Below are 16,264 nucleotides of genomic sequence, written 5' to 3'. Positions count from 1 at the left end.
TTAAAATGTTACATTAAGTCCAAATAAGAGAGTTCTCGGCAATGCATAGCCTGAACCCGCATTAGAAACCTCAGGTGTTGCTACATTGGCAGAAGTTATATATCCCAGATTTTGACCGGTGATTGACACATCTACTTTTTGGCAATATGCTTTGTTTGCCCATGCTTTAGGAAGTGAATAACTCAAAGAAATTTCCCTGATAGCTAAATAGTTTCCCTTGTAAGCAAACATAGTTGAATTTCGTGCATAATTAGCATTCGTTAAGACGTCTGCATATGCATAACGGGGATATTTTGCATTAGGATTCTCTTCTGACCAAGTATTGAATACCTCTTTAGTTGTATTATAAGTACCTTGAGCACAAGCTAAGAATATCTCAGGTAAAGTGTGGTCATAGATCCAATAGTCCAAAGCAAAGTCAAAACGACCATAAAGTTGGAAATTTTTCCAGCGTAAAGTAGTGTTGAAGCCACCGATCCAGTGGGGAGTTGTATTACCTGCTACGACTTGATCATAAGAGTCAATGATTCCATCTTCATTAATATCTTTCCATTTCATGTCACCCGGCATAATAGGCAAAGCACTTTTTTGTTGTTCTTTGGTTAGTTTTTTCCATGCTTCAGGACCATACATTTTTTTACCAAAATAATTACCGGAGGTAATAACCAAGTCCCCGGGAATCTCATCCCAACTACGATAAATTCCTTCTGATTTATAAACGACCATTACTCCCGGCTCTTTCCCTTCCTGATAGCCGCCAACCCATTTTTTTGCATACTCTATTTCACCTTTTTCATTAGTGAACTTTTCTCCTGTATAGATTTGTTGTCCACCTTGACGATTGAGTTCCAGACCGTTTTCTGGTAATGCAACTACTTTATTCTTATTAAATGAGATATTTGCGGATGCTTCCCAACTCCAATCTTTTGTTTTCAGAATTTTTCCAGATAGTTCAATTTCAATACCACTGTTTCGGAATTTTCCATTGTTATTTTTGATAGAGGAAAAACCGGTTGTTGATGGTAAACTGAAATCTGCATACTTATCAGATGTCAAACGATTATAATAGGTAAAGTTTGCATTCAAACGGTTTTCAAAGAAACTCAGATCCATACCAACTTCAGCTGTTTTTGTTTTTTCCCATCTCAATCCCGGATTAGGTAAAGTTCCAATTAGAAAACCTGTATTTCCATTATATACTGCTGTATTATAAGAACCTTGTAAAGTGTAGGCACCAATGCCTGAAGCATTACCATTAACGCCATAACTAGCACGCAGTTTACCAAATGACAAGAACGGAATGGCATCTTTTATAAAATTCTCCTGACCGAAAATCCAACCGGCAGATACACCTGGGAAAAATCCCCAACGGTTATCACCTAATAGAGAAGAATAACCGTCTTGACGGAATACTGCGGATAGAAGATATTTACTCTTATAGTCATAATTTAGACGGCCGAAATATGAAAGAATACGATATTGTTCATGCCAGGAATTAATAGTACGTTTTCCCTCTCCTTTATCTGTTAAACTCAGATCAGAGAAATCGTCTGTCGGTGCACCACTTCCTTTTGCTTCAAATCCACGTTTGTAGTTATCATAATATTCCATACCTAACATTAAATTAACATTATGATCTTTGGCAAAAGTATGAGTAAAGTTCAGGACTGCATTATACGTTTGCGCAAAGTTACGTTCAAACTTGGCGGTACTTTCGCGAGTTTTAGTGTAGTGTTCAGTCAACATATTATCCATATAATCTTTAGTGAAAGATTCATATAAGCCTTCTGAATAATACCAGTTTGCTGTACCTTTGATAAACAACCCCTTCATGATATCAATCTGAAATCCTTGAATCATGGTAAATTTATCTGTTTGATTAAAATTTTGCCATTTTTCAGGTTGAAAAGCCTGATTTCCATCAGCAACGTTAGGACCTAAAGTCGGATTTCCATCTTCGTCTTCAAAACGAGCCGTAGGAGGAGTTGACATGATACGACCAAAATAATTTCCTTCACTTCCATTTGATCCCGGCATGTTTTTCCAGTTGGCTCGATTATAGTTGAAATTGGAAGTACTTGTCAGCCAATCTGTTATTTTATAGTTAGCATTTAATACAAAACTATAACGTTCATAGAAAGTACTGATTGGAAGACCTTCCTGACGGTTATACCCCAGACCGGCATAATAATTTCCCCGATCATTTCCTCCTGACATATTAATGTTATAATCTTGTGAGAAAGAAGGATTATTTAAATTATAATCGGCAGGATTAATATCTTTGTAAATAATCATATTTGAAGGATCCAATGGATCAACCATTTCCTTCCAGCCTTTCTGCAGCAAGTAAGCATTATCTGCTGTTTTTCCCATAATATTCCAAGCAGATTTACCTAATACATTCCCTGTACCAAAAGGCGAGGCACCTGTTAGATTAGCCAATGGAGCAATTGACACGTATTCACCATCAGAACATTTATAGCCAGATTTAGCATAGGTAGTACGCAAAACGTTGATATAATCCTCACCTCCCAAGAATTCATATGGATTATTCACATAGTTAAGACCTAATTTTGCTTTAAAGTTTATTTCACGATGACCGGCTTTACCATTTTTAGTTGTAACCAATATAACACCATTACTGGCACGTGCACCATACAAAGCGGTAGCACCTGCATCCTTTAAGACTTCCATTGATTCAATATCCTCAGGATTAATATCATTCAAACCATCTCGAAGCTGACCATCAATCATAACCAACGGAGATCCTGTTCCGTCAAGATTGGTACCACCACGCAATACAATTGTTGGAGTTGCTCCCGGACTACCTGAAGCTTGTGTTACCTTCAAACCTGCAACAGCTCCAGATAATGCCTGTGCAGGATTAGAGAATAAACCGACTTTTAACGATTCTTCTTTTACTTTTGAAATAGAGTTCGTAACCTTCGTACGTAGCTGTTTACCACCATAACCGGTAACAACCACTTCATCCAGCATTTCAGAGTCTTCCTTCAACTTAATATTAAAAGAATTTTTGCCTTTTACGTCGATTACTTGAGGCTGATAACCAACATAAGATACTTTGATCTTTCCATTGGGATCGACCATTAACGTAAACTTGCCGTCAAGGTTAGTTATTACACCATTGGTGGTACCGACCTCGACAACACTTGCTCCGATGACTGTTTCACCGGTAGCATCTGTAACCACACCTGTGATTGATTTCTTTTGCGCTATGGCTCCGATGGAACATAACAAGCACAAAATCAAGAAGATGGTTTTCTTCATAAGTATTGCTTTTTGAGTTAATAATAAAGATGTTTATATGTGTTTTTAAAACTGTTTACTAAGTTCTATCGGAACCCCAGCACATTATTACTCTCAAAGCATTAAATAGGGAGAAACATTATATTACTATTAATCAATTATTTATAATCACATTTATAAATTAGATGCAAATACATAATGCATATATTTAGTCTATTAAAAGACAGTATCATAATAGTCATTCTCTCTAAAAAGACATTTACCTTATATAGAACATAATAACACTGATTATAAGCAATATATAAATAGAGGAGAGAGAATCTTATAATAAGAAACTCTCTCCTCTCCCATTTGCATAGAAAAAATAAACATCTATCAAATCAATGATGATAGAAATTTACATAACAGCTCTATAATAAAAAACGCCTGGATTATTAATATTAACAATCCAGACGTTTTTTTTATTATGCGTTTAACAAACTACAATTTAACTTTTGCTATAAGTTTACGAATCTTACCTTGTCCGATAAGGGGAGCATGGGGATCCTCCGGATATACAATCATGAATTGTCCCGGGAGCAAATCAACGAATGTAGTAGGCACATCAGAGTAAAGAGCACAATCCCCTTCTGCCGCATAAGGTTTCATTTCACTCTTTAGATCTTCAATAGCTTTCCAGCCTATAGTCTCTGTTCCTTCCAACAAAATATGTACATCAATGTAATCGCGATGTAACTCCAAAACTTGTTTATCGCGTGTAACACACTCAGGATTCACATTATTAATAAATAAGTTATCACCATCTATCTCAATTCGTCCTAATTCGGCATGAAGTAAATCATGTGTTTTTACGTAATCAAACAGAGTTTTAAACAGTGGGTGAAGTCCTTCTACCCTTTGGCTGTTCTGTAAATTAGATACAATCATTTCCTTTTATTTTTATTCCATATTATCTGTTTTCGGACGCAGGAAGTAGAGTTGTACTGCCAGTGCTATAAATACAATGATAGCCAACATGGCAAAACCTAAACCTAAATTTCCACCATCGGTCCACTTACCCAGCAAATCTGTGATAAATGCTCCTGCAAATACTCCTGTCATATTCATGATGCCATATGCTGTTGCACGATATTTAGAAGAAACGAACTGACAAAGAATAGGCATATTATTAGCATCAAAAATACCATAGCCGATACCGAATAACAACCCAGCCCCAACAACAGCAACAAAACTATGCCCAAATCCCAATAATAACAAAGAGGGAATCGTCAATCCCAAACCAATTGCACCGGTATATACACGCCCACGAATATTTTTTTGTACCCATTTATCAGAAAGAGTACCACCTAAAATTACACCAATAAATGAAGATAGTGCAATTGTTATAGTCGACATAGGTCCTGCCTGTGACATTGGAATATCAAGGTTTTCAGCAAACAAAGTTGGAAGCCAATTTTTAGTAGCCCATCCCGGCAAACTAGGAGCCGCAAAATAAAGCAATATAACCCAGAAAGCTATATTACTGAATAGTAATGATAAGCCTTTAAACAAACCTGCTTTCTCGCCATTCTTGGATGAAGGTTCCGGACGTTCTACTTTAACATGCTCTTTTTTATCTCTTAAAAATAATACCAAAACAAAGGCATATGCAATACCAATAATACCAAACCAATGAAAAGTAGTATGCCAAGAGAAAGCAGCCGCAACCGTAGCGCCAAAGCCACCAATAGCCTGTCCGGTATAAAGTCCGGTCATGTGAATACCAACCGCCAAAGAACGTGATTTTTCACCATGATAATCAGCAATTAAAGAAAGGCCGGCCGGAATATAAAGAGCTTCGCTCACTCCCATCAATGCACGTAACCAAAAGACTTGATTAAATGTTTCTGCAACTCCCATTAAATAGGTCACAAAAGACCAAACAAAAAGACTGCCAACAATCAACCATTTACGATTCAGTCTATCGGCAATCATACCAGAAATTGGGCTCATAAGACCATAAATCCAAAGGAAAACGGCCATTAAACGGCCAAAATTAGTTGCCGACTGAAGTTCTACAATATCTACTTGCATAGCATCTTTCATCGTGCTAAGCATTTGTCGGTCCATATAATTGAGTAGGGCTACCCCCCATAGGAGGGCAACCACTATCCAAGGATAAATTTTTGAGTTTTTCATGATATAAATAAGAGATTATTTTTCTGACAGCAATTCCTGACAAAGTGCATAGCCTTTCGTCATCATTCTAGGGATGTGGAATGGTCCCTTAAACAAATTTCCTTTTGCAGGCTGAGAAATTGTTCCGTCACGATGAAGATAACCGTACCATTCACCAAATTCCGGATCAGGGAAATGGGCATAAGTCCAATCACTGATTTGTTTATGCATAGCCAAATATTTCTCATCTTTAGTAGCTTGATATGCATATAATGTTGCAATAATGGCTTCTGTCTGTGGCCACCAGAACTTCATATCATGTGCGTAATCTTGCGAAGGCAGGTTTCGACAGTCACGGAAGTTTATAATACCTCCAAATTCCTTATCCCAACCCCATTCCCAGGACCAATCAAGAATCGTAAGCGCTGTATCGACCATCTCTTTATCCCAATTACGACTCTTAGCTTCTTCAAGAATAAACCACGAAGTCTCGATACAATGCCCAGGATTAATGGTACGAGTAGCATTTGTATCAATAAATTCTCCATTGGGACCTACTGTTTCAAGCAAAGCTTTAAACTCCGGATGCATGAAGTCTTTACGCAAAATGGCTATAGATTCCTCTATTTGTTGATCAAGAACCGGATCATTAATAGCAGCACGAATACGTGAAGCTACATTAATAAGAATCATAATAATAGAGTGTCCTTTCATCTGTACGCGTTCACAATATTTCGGTTCCAGAATTCCAGGAGTAGAAAGAAAGCGCCGGATATCATTGAACAGTTTCAAGGCTTTAACAGCGTAATTATGATCGCCCGATGCGATAGCATATTCCGACATCGCAATAGCAGCAAATGTTTCAGAGAAAACATAACGACGTTTACGAATAGGCAAACCCGTTTCAGTCACTTCAAAAAACATACGCCCATCTGTATCGAAACAATGTGCTTCAATAAAATCAAGGGTACTTTTCGCAGCTTCCAGCCATTCTGAATTATGTTCAATGTGATTATATGCATATGAACATGTAAAAGCAAATCTCCCTTGGAACCAAACAGATTTGGTTGTATCCATCAGCTGGCCATCTCGGTCTACGCAGGTATAAACACCTCCGTTTTTGCGATCCCAACCATATTTCATCCAAAAGGGCATGATATTGCTTATCATGTCATTTTTATAAGAGTCAGACCATGTCTGTAGATATTCTGTAGTATTCATAGCAATTGCAGTATTAGTTTATCTTAAAACTTATTGCAACGATCAAAGAAATGAATAGCCTCTAACTCAGCTTTCATACGTATTTCTTCATCATCTGTCATATTCTGGAAAGGAGTACGATTCTTACCTAAATCCAATCCTATCAATTTCATAATCCGCTTTCCACCTACAATATTTCCTCGGAAATGACAGATTACATTAATAACTTCCTGAGAGAAATTCTGTAATTCGCGCGCTTTATCAAGATCTCCGGCTTTCCATGCTTCTATAATACCAACCAGATTTACACCATTATAATTGGTAGTTCCTCCAATGCCGCCTTGAGCACCACCCATAGCCAGACATGGAAGAATGGTTTCATCTTGCCCATGCAGCATATCAAATTTACCTCCTTTATACAAGCGGCACTGATTGTATTCATACATACTCTCAAAAGTATATTTAATTCCCGCAAAATTCGGAATACGTCCATCTACTGCCTCCAGAAATGAAACCATTGATAAGAATGCTCCATTAAATGCAGGAATATGATAATAATAGAATGGAAGATTTGGAGCGCCACAGGCTATTTCTTCACAGTATTTCACGAGTTCTTCGACACGACCCACTTTCGGAAAAGGAGGAGCCATAGCGCCAATTCCCCATGCACCGATTTTCTGAGCATGTTCGGCAAGCTTACGACTTGACTTTACACAGCAACTACCTACATGTACAATTACCTTAAATCCTTCCGGTGAAACTTCTACCCAACGTTCGGCGAGTTTCATACGTTCTTCATCGGTTAACATATATCCTTCACCAGAAGATCCATTAATGAATACACCTTGCAGACCGTTCTTTACTAACATCTTAGCATATGCTTCAATGGGTTCATAATTTACTTCTCCATTTTCATAAAACGGAGTAAAAGGAGCATTGATCAATCCAATAATCTTTTCCATGATAATTTCGTTTTTATATTAATGATATAGAATTTTAATATGGATTAGGAACTAGTTTTTCATAATACACTCGTAATATCCTTAGCATATCGGTACAAATATACGCATATTTATTAAACAATCAACATATAATAAAATATTTTATTAATAAAAAGAAGATTCAAATATCCGCTTAATAAAATTCATTCACTATTATTATCAATTAAAAACAATAGAGAAACATCTTTTCACCCTGAAAAACCTGAATTAATAAACAAATTAACTATCTTTGTAGATATTACCAAAATAATTAATCTATATGAAACAACATCTTTTAAAAGAAATAGAACTAGGAACCAAAAGCGCTCTTCTCAAAAAGAAAATTATTACACATTATATATATAATGGCAGCTCAACAATTACTGACCTGTCTAAAGAGTTGGATCTTAGCGTCCCCACAGTTACAAAATTTATTAGTGAAATGTGTGAGGAAGGCTATATTAACGACTACGGTAAATTAGAAACAAGTGGAGGGCGCCATCCTAATTTATATGGCCTAAACCCGGAATCCGGTTATTTCATAGGAGTTGATATTAAAAGATTTGCTATTAATATCGGTTTGATAAACTTCAAGGGCGACATGATGGAACTTAAAATGAATATCCCTTATAAATTTGAGAATTCAATAGAGGGATTGAATGAATTATGCAAACTCATTTCAAATTTCATAAAGAAACTGACAATAGCCAAGGAGAAAATACTGAATATCAATGTAAACGTTTCAGGCCGTGTTAACCCGGAGTCCGGATATAGTTTCAGCCAGTTTAACTTTGAGGAACGTCCATTATCAGAAGTCTTGGCAGAAAAGTTAGGATATAAGGTCACTATAGACAATGATACACGCGCCATGACCTATGGAGAATATCTAAAGGGATGCGTAAACGGTGAAAAGGATATTATTTTCGTAAATATCAGTTGGGGATTAGGTGTTGGAATTATTATCGATGGCAAAATTTATACGGGCAAATCAGGATTTTCCGGAGAGTTTGGCCATACCAGCACTTTTGATAATGAAATCATTTGTCATTGTGGCAAAAAAGGCTGTCTTGAGACCGAAGCTTCTGGTTCCGCACTACACCGTATCTTGTTAGAACGTATACAAAACGGAGAAAACTCTATTTTATCCAGCCGTATAGGAGATGTCAATAATCCTATAACACTGGACGAAATCATTGCTTCTGTAAACAAAGAAGACCTTTTGTGTATTGAGATAGTGGAAGAAATTGGGCAGAAACTAGGAAAACAAATTGCCGGACTTATCAATCTCTTCAATCCAGAACTTGTCATTATCGGTGGAACAATTTCACTTACAGGTGACTATATCACCCAACCTATAAAAACCGCCGTCCGCAAATATTCACTTAATTTAGTAAACAAAGACTCAGCAATCGTAACATCAAAACTTAAAGACAGGGCAGGTATCGTAGGAGCTTGCATGCTTGCAAGAAGCAGAATGTTTGAGTGTTAAAACTCAAGCATTCGCTCCATAAATAATCGGGCAGCCTCCTTGTCAGCAACTGGAGGTGCCCAAGATGCCAGATTCTCCGGAGTAAGAGGTACAAAAGGCCCCTGCTTAATTTCATAAATAACCGTTCCTGATTCCAAGACAATAATAGTATGCCATACGCAAGGAGGAATCTCAATTCCATAACGACCTTGAGTCGGATTCAGATTGACCTTTTCCATTACATTACCCTCATCATCAAATAAAATAGCCAATAAGCTCCCTCGTAAAACCAAGTAAACTTCTTCCTTATCCGGGTTTTTATGGCGATGAGGGGGCAAATAAGTTCCAGGCTCTAAAGCATTCAACATCCTATGAATAGCAGCTTCCATGGATTCATGGAAATTATAATTCATTCGAAGACGTGAATTCTCCTTAGCCTGATCAGTTACTCTATCAAGAAGTTCTTCAGTAATCAGTTTCATTGTTTTTCTTTTGATACTACACAATCTGCAGATACTGTAGCCAAAGCACATCCCAACCCTTCAATCCGAAGTAACAACTTATTGTTTCCCTGACATTCAACTAATTCAGCCACTAATCCCTGCAACTGTCCACGAATCACCTGTACAGTAGCTCCTGGAACAAAATCTGTAGGCGCGAACTCAACCAATTCATGGGAACGTTCTATCATCGTTCTGAAAGTTTCCATCTGCACCTCAGGTATAGAAACGTATTGTCCCTTTTCCTTCAGCAAAAAAGCTACTCCATGAATACTGGTTATTTGTGCAATCTCTTCAGAGGAGATATATACAAATAGACATCCCGGAACAACAGGAATAAAAATCTTTTTCTTACGATTGTTCCACATACGAATCACTGGCTGAAGAGGCAGGTAGTTATCAATACCTATCTTATCCAGTTGTTCCTTCACTTTCTTCTCTGCTCTTGGTGCCGTATATACAGCATACCAACAAGAAGCATTTTCTTTTATTTTTCTGGCTGTTTCTTCCATCCGTTCAATAAATCTTTAACAAAGAGAATCCATCCTATACTACCAACACCCGCTAAGAATACAAAACCAATTAAAATCATGATTTTATTAGGTTTAGCCGGTCTCAAAGGGACTGTTGCAGGTTGTACTACAGTATAAACAGGAGTAATTTCCTGTACTTTAGCTTTCGCTACTTGCAATTGTTGCGCCACTTGAGTGAACACTCCATAAGCCAAATTTACCTCATTTTGCAAGCGCTCTTGCTCTGTACGAAAACTCTGCATAATGATATTCTGGTTGCCATCCATGAAGTGAGCATATTTCTGCTGAGCCTCATAGTAGTTCCCCTGAGCTTCATCAAATAGTTTCTCCGTAAAAGCCAAATCATGACGCGCTTTATTTGTGCGATAATCAGTTATATAATTTTGCAAGCAATGCATTACTGTATCTGTTAAAGCTGCAGAAATTAACGGATCCTGCATTGTTACAGAAAGTGTAGTCACTCCTGTTTTCTTATCTACTGAAACAGATATACGATGACTCAAAGCATCTGCAATCCCGGCCTGATCCGGAGTCAGACAAAAAGGATTTATTTTTGCGTCTCCAAGTTCTTCCGGTGTATCTTTAAACAAAGAAACCACCCAACCTAATGCTTTAAAAGGAGCTGATGCAATCGCCCCCCACCATGGAGATCGCTGATGTTTATCCAAGTACTCATATAGAGTCGTATTAATTTTGCCTTTCTGGTCAGTCACTTTTACATCAAACATTTCCAACAAGAATGGCGTAGAGCTGACAATATCCGGATATAATTCGGGAGAAAGAGCATCTTCTCCACTTGAACTGCCAATATTGATACCAGCCATAGCAGCTAATGCTCCCATACCTCCTGTAGATGACTTACTACCAGTCTCAGGCGCCAGCGTCACACTAGTAGAATATTCTTTGGGAATACTAAAAGCTACCACAAGGCCTACCAACAGGGCAATCCCACAAACTTTAAATACCAATTTCCGACCAGCCCAAACTTTCTGAGCCAACTCTATCAAATCGATCTCTTGTTCTTCAGGTTGTGGAGTCGTTTTATTTATATTCTTATCTTCAGTCATAGTCATTACTTAAAAAGGTTAACCATAGTTGCAATCATAGTAGCTAATGAAGCCGCAGAAGTACCCATTCCTATAATTTCGGCTGCCGACATTCTCTTCTTCGGATCCTTACTTGGCACAATAATCTCACATCCCGGTTCTATTGCCTTGGAATTACCTGTACGCAGACGAGAAACGGTACCATTCATATAGACAACAAAAGCTCTTTTCTTTTTCGCAAGACTTGCAAAACCACCAGCCTGATTAATATAGTACTTCAAACTTTCACCCTTCTTATACAAGACTGTATTAGGATACATTACAGCACCATTGATTTTTACTGTACTTACATATTCCGGCACGAACAGAATATCACCTTCACGCAACACCATATCAAAGTCCGATCCGGGATTAGCCAAAGCCTTTTCCAATTCTATACCCACAGAATAAGTATCAGAAACATCCAGTGTCTTGACAGAGATAGAATCAGCCCCACCTTTATTAGCCATGCGGAGCGCATCTTCCTTGCGCCGTAATTCCTCTTCAGTCATTTTACGAATCAAACGCGCACCTTTTACATAAGCATCTTGAGTAATCCCACCGGCCTTGGCAATCAAGTCACTAAGGCGTTCATTCTTTTTCGATAACGCATAGCGACCACCAAATAAAACTTCACCGCCAACCGTAACATTTTGTTGTTGATGATAAGCAGGACTACGACGAATATACACCTCATCAAAAGGCTCCAAATGGAAATCCTGATCGCCTCCAACAAGGAAACCATCCTTCAACTCAAAAGAGAAAGTCTTACCAACCACATTGCTCAATTCTGTACTTTTTGAATTTTTAATTCGACGGGACACATCAACACGAGCTGTTGAAGCAGCTTCTAATAATCCACCGGCCTGCAAAACAAGATCCTCAACCGACATATTCGACGAGTATAAGTAAGTACCCGGATTGGCAACCTCGCCATGAATAGTAAGTGTCGCTTCTTCTTTCAAATCTTCAATACTTGGAATATAAAGTATATCATTCTTCTGAAGAGGAATATCAGCAACTGTGCCATTCAACAATCCCTTCAGATCAATTTGAATCATTTCATGAGTAAGGTCGTCGTTTTCACGATCGATAATGGCACGATTCAAAAAAGCATCTCCTCTTACCCCTTCAGCTTTCTTTATTAGCTGTTTTACAGTATTTACAGTACCATCAATTTGATACATACCGGCACGATAAACAGCTCCACGGACTTCTACACGATTCTCAAAACGTTCTAATACCGAATCAACAGCTAAAACGTCTCCATCATCCAGTTTAAATACCGAATAGTCCATTTCGTCCACATTATATACTTGATGTTCACGACCCGTTTTACGAATCAGGCGTATAGCTTTCTTATAAGCATCTCCAGTGAATCCTCCTGAGTATTTCAAAATAGTAGCCATCGTCTCAGAAGGTTTCATTTCATAAAACATTGGTCTTTTTACCTTGCCAGTAATTTGTACTAAGGATTCATAAGGATCAACAATAACCACATCACCGTCTTGCAAGCGGACATCGTCATTCAATTTACCTTTCATTATAAAATCGTAAACATCCAAATCGGCTATTTTCTTACCGTTACGCACGACTTTGATACTACGCAGACTACCGATCTTATTAACGCCACCAGCGCGATACAAAGCATGGAATACAGAAGAGAATGCCGAGAGCGCATAAGTGCCCGGTATAGCCACTTCTCCCATAATACTGATTTGGATAGTACGTATATTCCCCAATGTTAAATCGACAGAGGTGTTAGGGTTCGGACCTGAAATGCCGGCATAGATTTTTGAAAATTCACGACGTACCGTGTTATTAGCTTCACGAACAGTCATCCCGCTTAAATAAATAGGACCGAGATTATCAACTAAAATACTGCCCTCTGGCGAAATAGTCTGTCTTATTGTTGTCTGAGAAGCTCCCCAAACATCTATAATCACCTCGTCTCCAGGACCCAAGCGATAGTTTACAGGAGTAGCAATATTTACATTAGGCTCAAATGTAAGATTCTCGTTAGTGAAGATATTATGTCCAAAAATCTGTTGTGTCGGATCCTCTTCCGGTTTCATCATATATTCATCAGACCAATCCTCTTCATACATCATGTCCTCATCAGTCATTTCCTGATTATCATCGCCCATACCCCGTTTATTTTTCTGGTTAGCCGATTGACGGAGACCTTTTATATTTTTCTGATTCTTTTGATTTTTCTGATCCTTCAGGTTTTTCTGAGAACGATTCGAATAGTCACTTTCATCATTTTGCTGAGTACGTGTACGAGACCTTGTTGTATTCTGGTTACTCTGTGTACTTGTACTACCATTTCCATTTTCATATTTTTCCTGAATACGCTCGACCTGTTCCTTCGTAACGCCTCTTCTCATCAACTCTGTTGTAATCTGCTTCTGAGTTTTACCCATCTTTTGAGCATCTTTTACATACTGTACGACCTGATCATCGGACATTTGCTGAGCTACAGCTACACCGGATAAGGTAAAAATCAAGAAGAATAGTGTAATAAATCTACGCATAAGATATTCTGATTAATCTTTAGTGTTCCTCTAATAAATTATAAACCGGGCACAAAGGTAACATATTATTTTCATAATATACATTTATTTCATTCCTAAGTTTTCGAAAATAGATTAAAAAGAGGCTTTATCCAATATCTCAAACTCAGAATTCTTACTAACAAACTCTGGAACGATCTTTTTCATAGAAGCAACAATGCCCATGGTGTCTGAAGTATAACTCAAATCTATTAACCTTTGAATTTCTTGCTTTATCTCCTCATAATCATATTCACGAACTTTTGCTATCATTATTTTTTCATGATAAGTAGGACAAGTAGACTCTTTTACATTCAGCAACTCTTCATACAGCTTCTCACCATGTCTTAATCCGGTAAACTCTATTTTTATATTTTTCTGCCCACTTAAATAAATCATTCTTCGCGCCAAATCAACAATCTTCACAGGATTACCCATATCAAAAATATAGATTTCACCTCCATTTCCCATGCTTCCAGCCTCCAATACCAACTGACAAGCCTCTGGAATAGTCATAAAATAACGTATAACCTGAGGATGTGTCACAGTCACCGGACCACCCTTTTCTATCTGCTGCTTAAATCTGGGTATTACAGAGCCATTTGATCCGAGTACATTTCCAAAACGAGTTGTGATAAACTTCACTTGTGCCCCATCTTTTGCATATTTAGATAACTTACGAGCAAGGGACTGAACATAGATCTCGGCAAGCCTTTTACTGCACCCCATAACATTGGTCGGATTAACAGCTTTATCTGTAGAAACCATCACAAACTTATCTACGCCATATTTCACAGCCAAGTCGGCCATAATGCAAGTTCCCAATACATTCACCTGTATCGCTTCAGACACATTATCCTCCATCATTGGCACATGCTTATAAGCAGCAGCATGAAAAACATATTGCGGCCGATACTCCTTATAAATATACTCCATCCTCGTTCGATTAGTTACATCAGCCACCAACATTTTAGCATCAATATCCCGCCAATTATCCAGTAATTCTAATTGCACATTATGTAACGGAGACTCCGCCTGGTCAACCAAAATCAACTTATATGGGTTCAGCCCCGCTATCTGCCTAACCATCTCACGTCCTATAGACCCAGCAGCTCCCGTGATCATAATCCGCTTCCCTTCAATGTGTGAAGATATTTTCCGGATATCAACATGTATTGGATCCCGTTGTAACAAATCTTCAATCTGTATATCTTTTATTTGCACGCCTTGCCTTCCAAGATCATTGATAGGAGGTACTGTAAGAATACGGATATCTTCAGCTATCAACCGATCAATCATGCCGGAAGTTTCAAGACGATGTACTTTCTCGGAAGAAACAATAATAGCCTCGACTCTTTCTTCTTCTAATATATCAAACAAAGACTCATTATTCGCGTATACCCGGCAACCCATCGTTTGCTTCCCAATAAATCCCGTATCATCAGAAATAAACCCTTTCAATCTAAAATGATTACTTCTACTAACCCGTAGCGATTTGGCAATATTAATACCAGACCCTTTTGAACCATAGACAAAAACGCGAATACTGTGCCTACGATCAAAAGTCATCAACTCATGTATCATTTTCACCAAGATTCGCAAACAAACCATCAAGGAAAAATTAACTATATAAGCTGTAAGAATAACACTAATCGGCAGAACTTCTCCTCCACTCCACCCTATCCAAAGCAAATTGCCGATACAAACAACAAAATAGCCCAGAGTTAAAGAAATAAAAATACGAGAAATGTCAATAAAGGAAGAATAGCGAATTACTCCTACATAAGTACGATTCAGATGAAAGAAACACACATTACATATCACGCAGAATAGAGTTGTCCACACCCATAGTGAGAATTCAAAAACTAACACAGACAAACCTATTTGCAAAAGGCTCGCCAAAAACATTGAAAAAATCACTAAAAGAACATCGACAGCAAGTATCAGCCATTTTGAAGCAACTCGTGATGAAAGATACTTATAATAAAATCGTATATTCATAGTAATATAAAAGTAGATTTATCAGTAAATATGCAAAGATGAGTTTTAATATTTGAATCTACAACTATTTTCTAATTTAATCCTCAACCTTTTTATTTTATAAACATTTCAGAGAAAATATCACGAAAAAAGTATAGATTCATTTTGTTTTTAAAAATAAAGATGTAATTTTGCACGCCGTAAACGATAAAATGCAACGCCGCTATAGCTCAGTTGGTAGAGCAACGCATTCGTAACGCGTAGGTCGCCAGTTCAAGTCTGGCTAGCGGCTCTTTTATTATCCCAAAGGTGTAACTTGTATATAAATACCTGTTACACCTTAATTTTATCCATACAATAGCTGCTAACAATAATCATTGGAATACAATAATGCCTACGTACCCACATATTACTCGAAATTTCAAGCTTTAAATTTTCAATATCATGAAAAACAAGCGAAAAAAGTCGTCTAAAAAATATCATAGAAATTCGTTTAAGAGTATTTTCGGAATAGCTCTATTTGCAATCTTACCTTTAAT

At 37.6% G+C, this 16,264-nt stretch carries 11 protein-coding genes and 1 tRNA gene; 2 read left to right on the top strand and 10 right to left on the bottom strand.

The features are described from left to right. The 5 genes from DBK98_RS12150 to DBK98_RS12130 all read right to left on the bottom strand — a co-directional run bounded on the left by DBK98_RS12150 (position 1) and on the right by DBK98_RS12130 (position 7,586). On the bottom strand, positions 1 to 3,288 hold the full coding sequence (locus DBK98_RS12150) for a TonB-dependent receptor (protein WP_032536314.1): 3,288 nt from the start codon (positions 3,286 to 3,288) through the stop codon (positions 1 to 3). 459 nt (positions 3,289 to 3,747) lie between these two features. Continuing rightward, complete coding sequence (locus tag DBK98_RS12145) at positions 3,748 to 4,194, bottom strand: YhcH/YjgK/YiaL family protein (RefSeq protein ID WP_005776497.1); 447 nt, start codon at positions 4,192 to 4,194, stop codon at positions 3,748 to 3,750. 12 nt (positions 4,195 to 4,206) lie between these two features. Beyond that, positions 4,207 to 5,445: an MFS transporter gene (locus DBK98_RS12140; RefSeq protein WP_005776496.1), complete on the bottom strand. Its 1,239-nt coding sequence runs from the start codon at positions 5,443 to 5,445 to the stop codon at positions 4,207 to 4,209. Between the two features lie 15 nt (positions 5,446 to 5,460). Continuing rightward, positions 5,461 to 6,645, bottom strand: a complete 1,185-nt coding sequence (locus DBK98_RS12135) for an AGE family epimerase/isomerase (protein WP_005776495.1) — start codon at positions 6,643 to 6,645, stop codon at positions 5,461 to 5,463. A gap of 23 nt (positions 6,646 to 6,668) precedes the next feature. Beyond that, the gene (locus DBK98_RS12130; protein ID WP_005776494.1) at positions 6,669 to 7,586 is read right to left on the bottom strand and encodes a dihydrodipicolinate synthase family protein; all 918 of its coding nucleotides are present in this window, start codon (positions 7,584 to 7,586) and stop codon (positions 6,669 to 6,671) included. A gap of 298 nt (positions 7,587 to 7,884) precedes the next feature. Here DBK98_RS12130 and DBK98_RS12125 point away from each other — a divergent pair, with 298 nt between their 5' ends. Then, positions 7,885 to 9,093 (top strand): ROK family transcriptional regulator, encoded by a 1,209-nt coding sequence (locus tag DBK98_RS12125; RefSeq protein WP_005776492.1) that lies wholly within the window; start codon positions 7,885 to 7,887, stop codon positions 9,091 to 9,093. Here DBK98_RS12125 and DBK98_RS12120 read toward each other — a convergent pair. From DBK98_RS12120 to DBK98_RS12100, 5 genes are all read right to left on the bottom strand, one after another. Next, positions 9,090 to 9,554 carry a WbuC family cupin fold metalloprotein gene (locus tag DBK98_RS12120; RefSeq protein ID WP_005776491.1) on the bottom strand — a complete coding sequence of 155 codons (465 nt, stop codon included), beginning with the start codon at positions 9,552 to 9,554 and terminating at the stop codon, positions 9,090 to 9,092. The two genes, DBK98_RS12125 and DBK98_RS12120, sit on opposite strands and share 4 nt — an antisense overlap. After that, positions 9,551 to 10,084: a UpxY family transcription antiterminator gene (locus tag DBK98_RS12115; protein WP_032530692.1), complete on the bottom strand. Its 534-nt coding sequence runs from the start codon at positions 10,082 to 10,084 to the stop codon at positions 9,551 to 9,553. The genes DBK98_RS12120 and DBK98_RS12115 overlap by 4 nt, the downstream gene beginning before the upstream one ends. Then, positions 10,060 to 11,172, bottom strand: coding sequence for a Wzz/FepE/Etk N-terminal domain-containing protein (locus DBK98_RS12110; protein WP_032530691.1), 1,113 nt, complete (start codon positions 11,170 to 11,172; stop codon positions 10,060 to 10,062). Before DBK98_RS12110 ends, DBK98_RS12115 begins: the two co-directional genes overlap by 25 nt. A gap of 5 nt (positions 11,173 to 11,177) precedes the next feature. Continuing rightward, on the bottom strand, positions 11,178 to 13,727 hold the full coding sequence (locus tag DBK98_RS12105; protein ID WP_005809019.1) for an SLBB domain-containing protein: 2,550 nt from the start codon (positions 13,725 to 13,727) through the stop codon (positions 11,178 to 11,180). 114 nt (positions 13,728 to 13,841) lie between these two features. Next, positions 13,842 to 15,746: a nucleoside-diphosphate sugar epimerase/dehydratase gene (locus DBK98_RS12100; RefSeq protein WP_005776487.1), complete on the bottom strand. Its 1,905-nt coding sequence runs from the start codon at positions 15,744 to 15,746 to the stop codon at positions 13,842 to 13,844. 198 nt (positions 15,747 to 15,944) lie between these two features. On the opposite strand from DBK98_RS12100, the gene DBK98_RS12095 reads away from it, so the two are divergent. Beyond that, positions 15,945 to 16,017, top strand: a tRNA-Thr gene (locus DBK98_RS12095). The last annotated feature ends 247 nt before the right edge of the window (positions 16,018 to 16,264 follow it).

Source organism: Bacteroides sp. PHL 2737, assembly GCF_004115325.2.
In the GTDB taxonomy this organism is placed as follows: Bacteria; Bacteroidota; Bacteroidia; order Bacteroidales; family Bacteroidaceae; genus Bacteroides; species Bacteroides hominis.
This window is presented reverse-complemented; position numbering and strand designations above follow the sequence as displayed.

Bases quoted from the DNA above. Each gene is read 5' to 3' on its own strand.
- DBK98_RS12150 (WP_032536314.1), bottom strand. From the start codon at position 3,288: ATGAAGAAAACCATCTTCTTGATTTTGTGCTTGTTATGTTCCATCGGA.
- DBK98_RS12145 (WP_005776497.1), bottom strand. From the start codon at position 4,194: ATGATTGTATCTAATTTACAGAACAGCCAAAGGGTAGAAGGACTTCAC.
- DBK98_RS12140 (WP_005776496.1), bottom strand. From the start codon at position 5,445: ATGAAAAACTCAAAAATTTATCCTTGGATAGTGGTTGCCCTCCTATGG.
- DBK98_RS12135 (WP_005776495.1), bottom strand. From the start codon at position 6,645: ATGAATACTACAGAATATCTACAGACATGGTCTGACTCTTATAAAAAT.
- DBK98_RS12130 (WP_005776494.1), bottom strand. From the start codon at position 7,586: ATGGAAAAGATTATTGGATTGATCAATGCTCCTTTTACTCCGTTTTAT.
- DBK98_RS12125 (WP_005776492.1), top strand. From the start codon at position 7,885: ATGAAACAACATCTTTTAAAAGAAATAGAACTAGGAACCAAAAGCGCT.
- DBK98_RS12120 (WP_005776491.1), bottom strand. From the start codon at position 9,554: ATGAAACTGATTACTGAAGAACTTCTTGATAGAGTAACTGATCAGGCT.
- DBK98_RS12115 (WP_032530692.1), bottom strand. From the start codon at position 10,084: ATGGAAGAAACAGCCAGAAAAATAAAAGAAAATGCTTCTTGTTGGTAT.
- DBK98_RS12110 (WP_032530691.1), bottom strand. From the start codon at position 11,172: ATGACTGAAGATAAGAATATAAATAAAACGACTCCACAACCTGAAGAA.
- DBK98_RS12105 (WP_005809019.1), bottom strand. From the start codon at position 13,727: ATGCGTAGATTTATTACACTATTCTTCTTGATTTTTACCTTATCCGGT.
- DBK98_RS12100 (WP_005776487.1), bottom strand. From the start codon at position 15,746: ATGAATATACGATTTTATTATAAGTATCTTTCATCACGAGTTGCTTCA.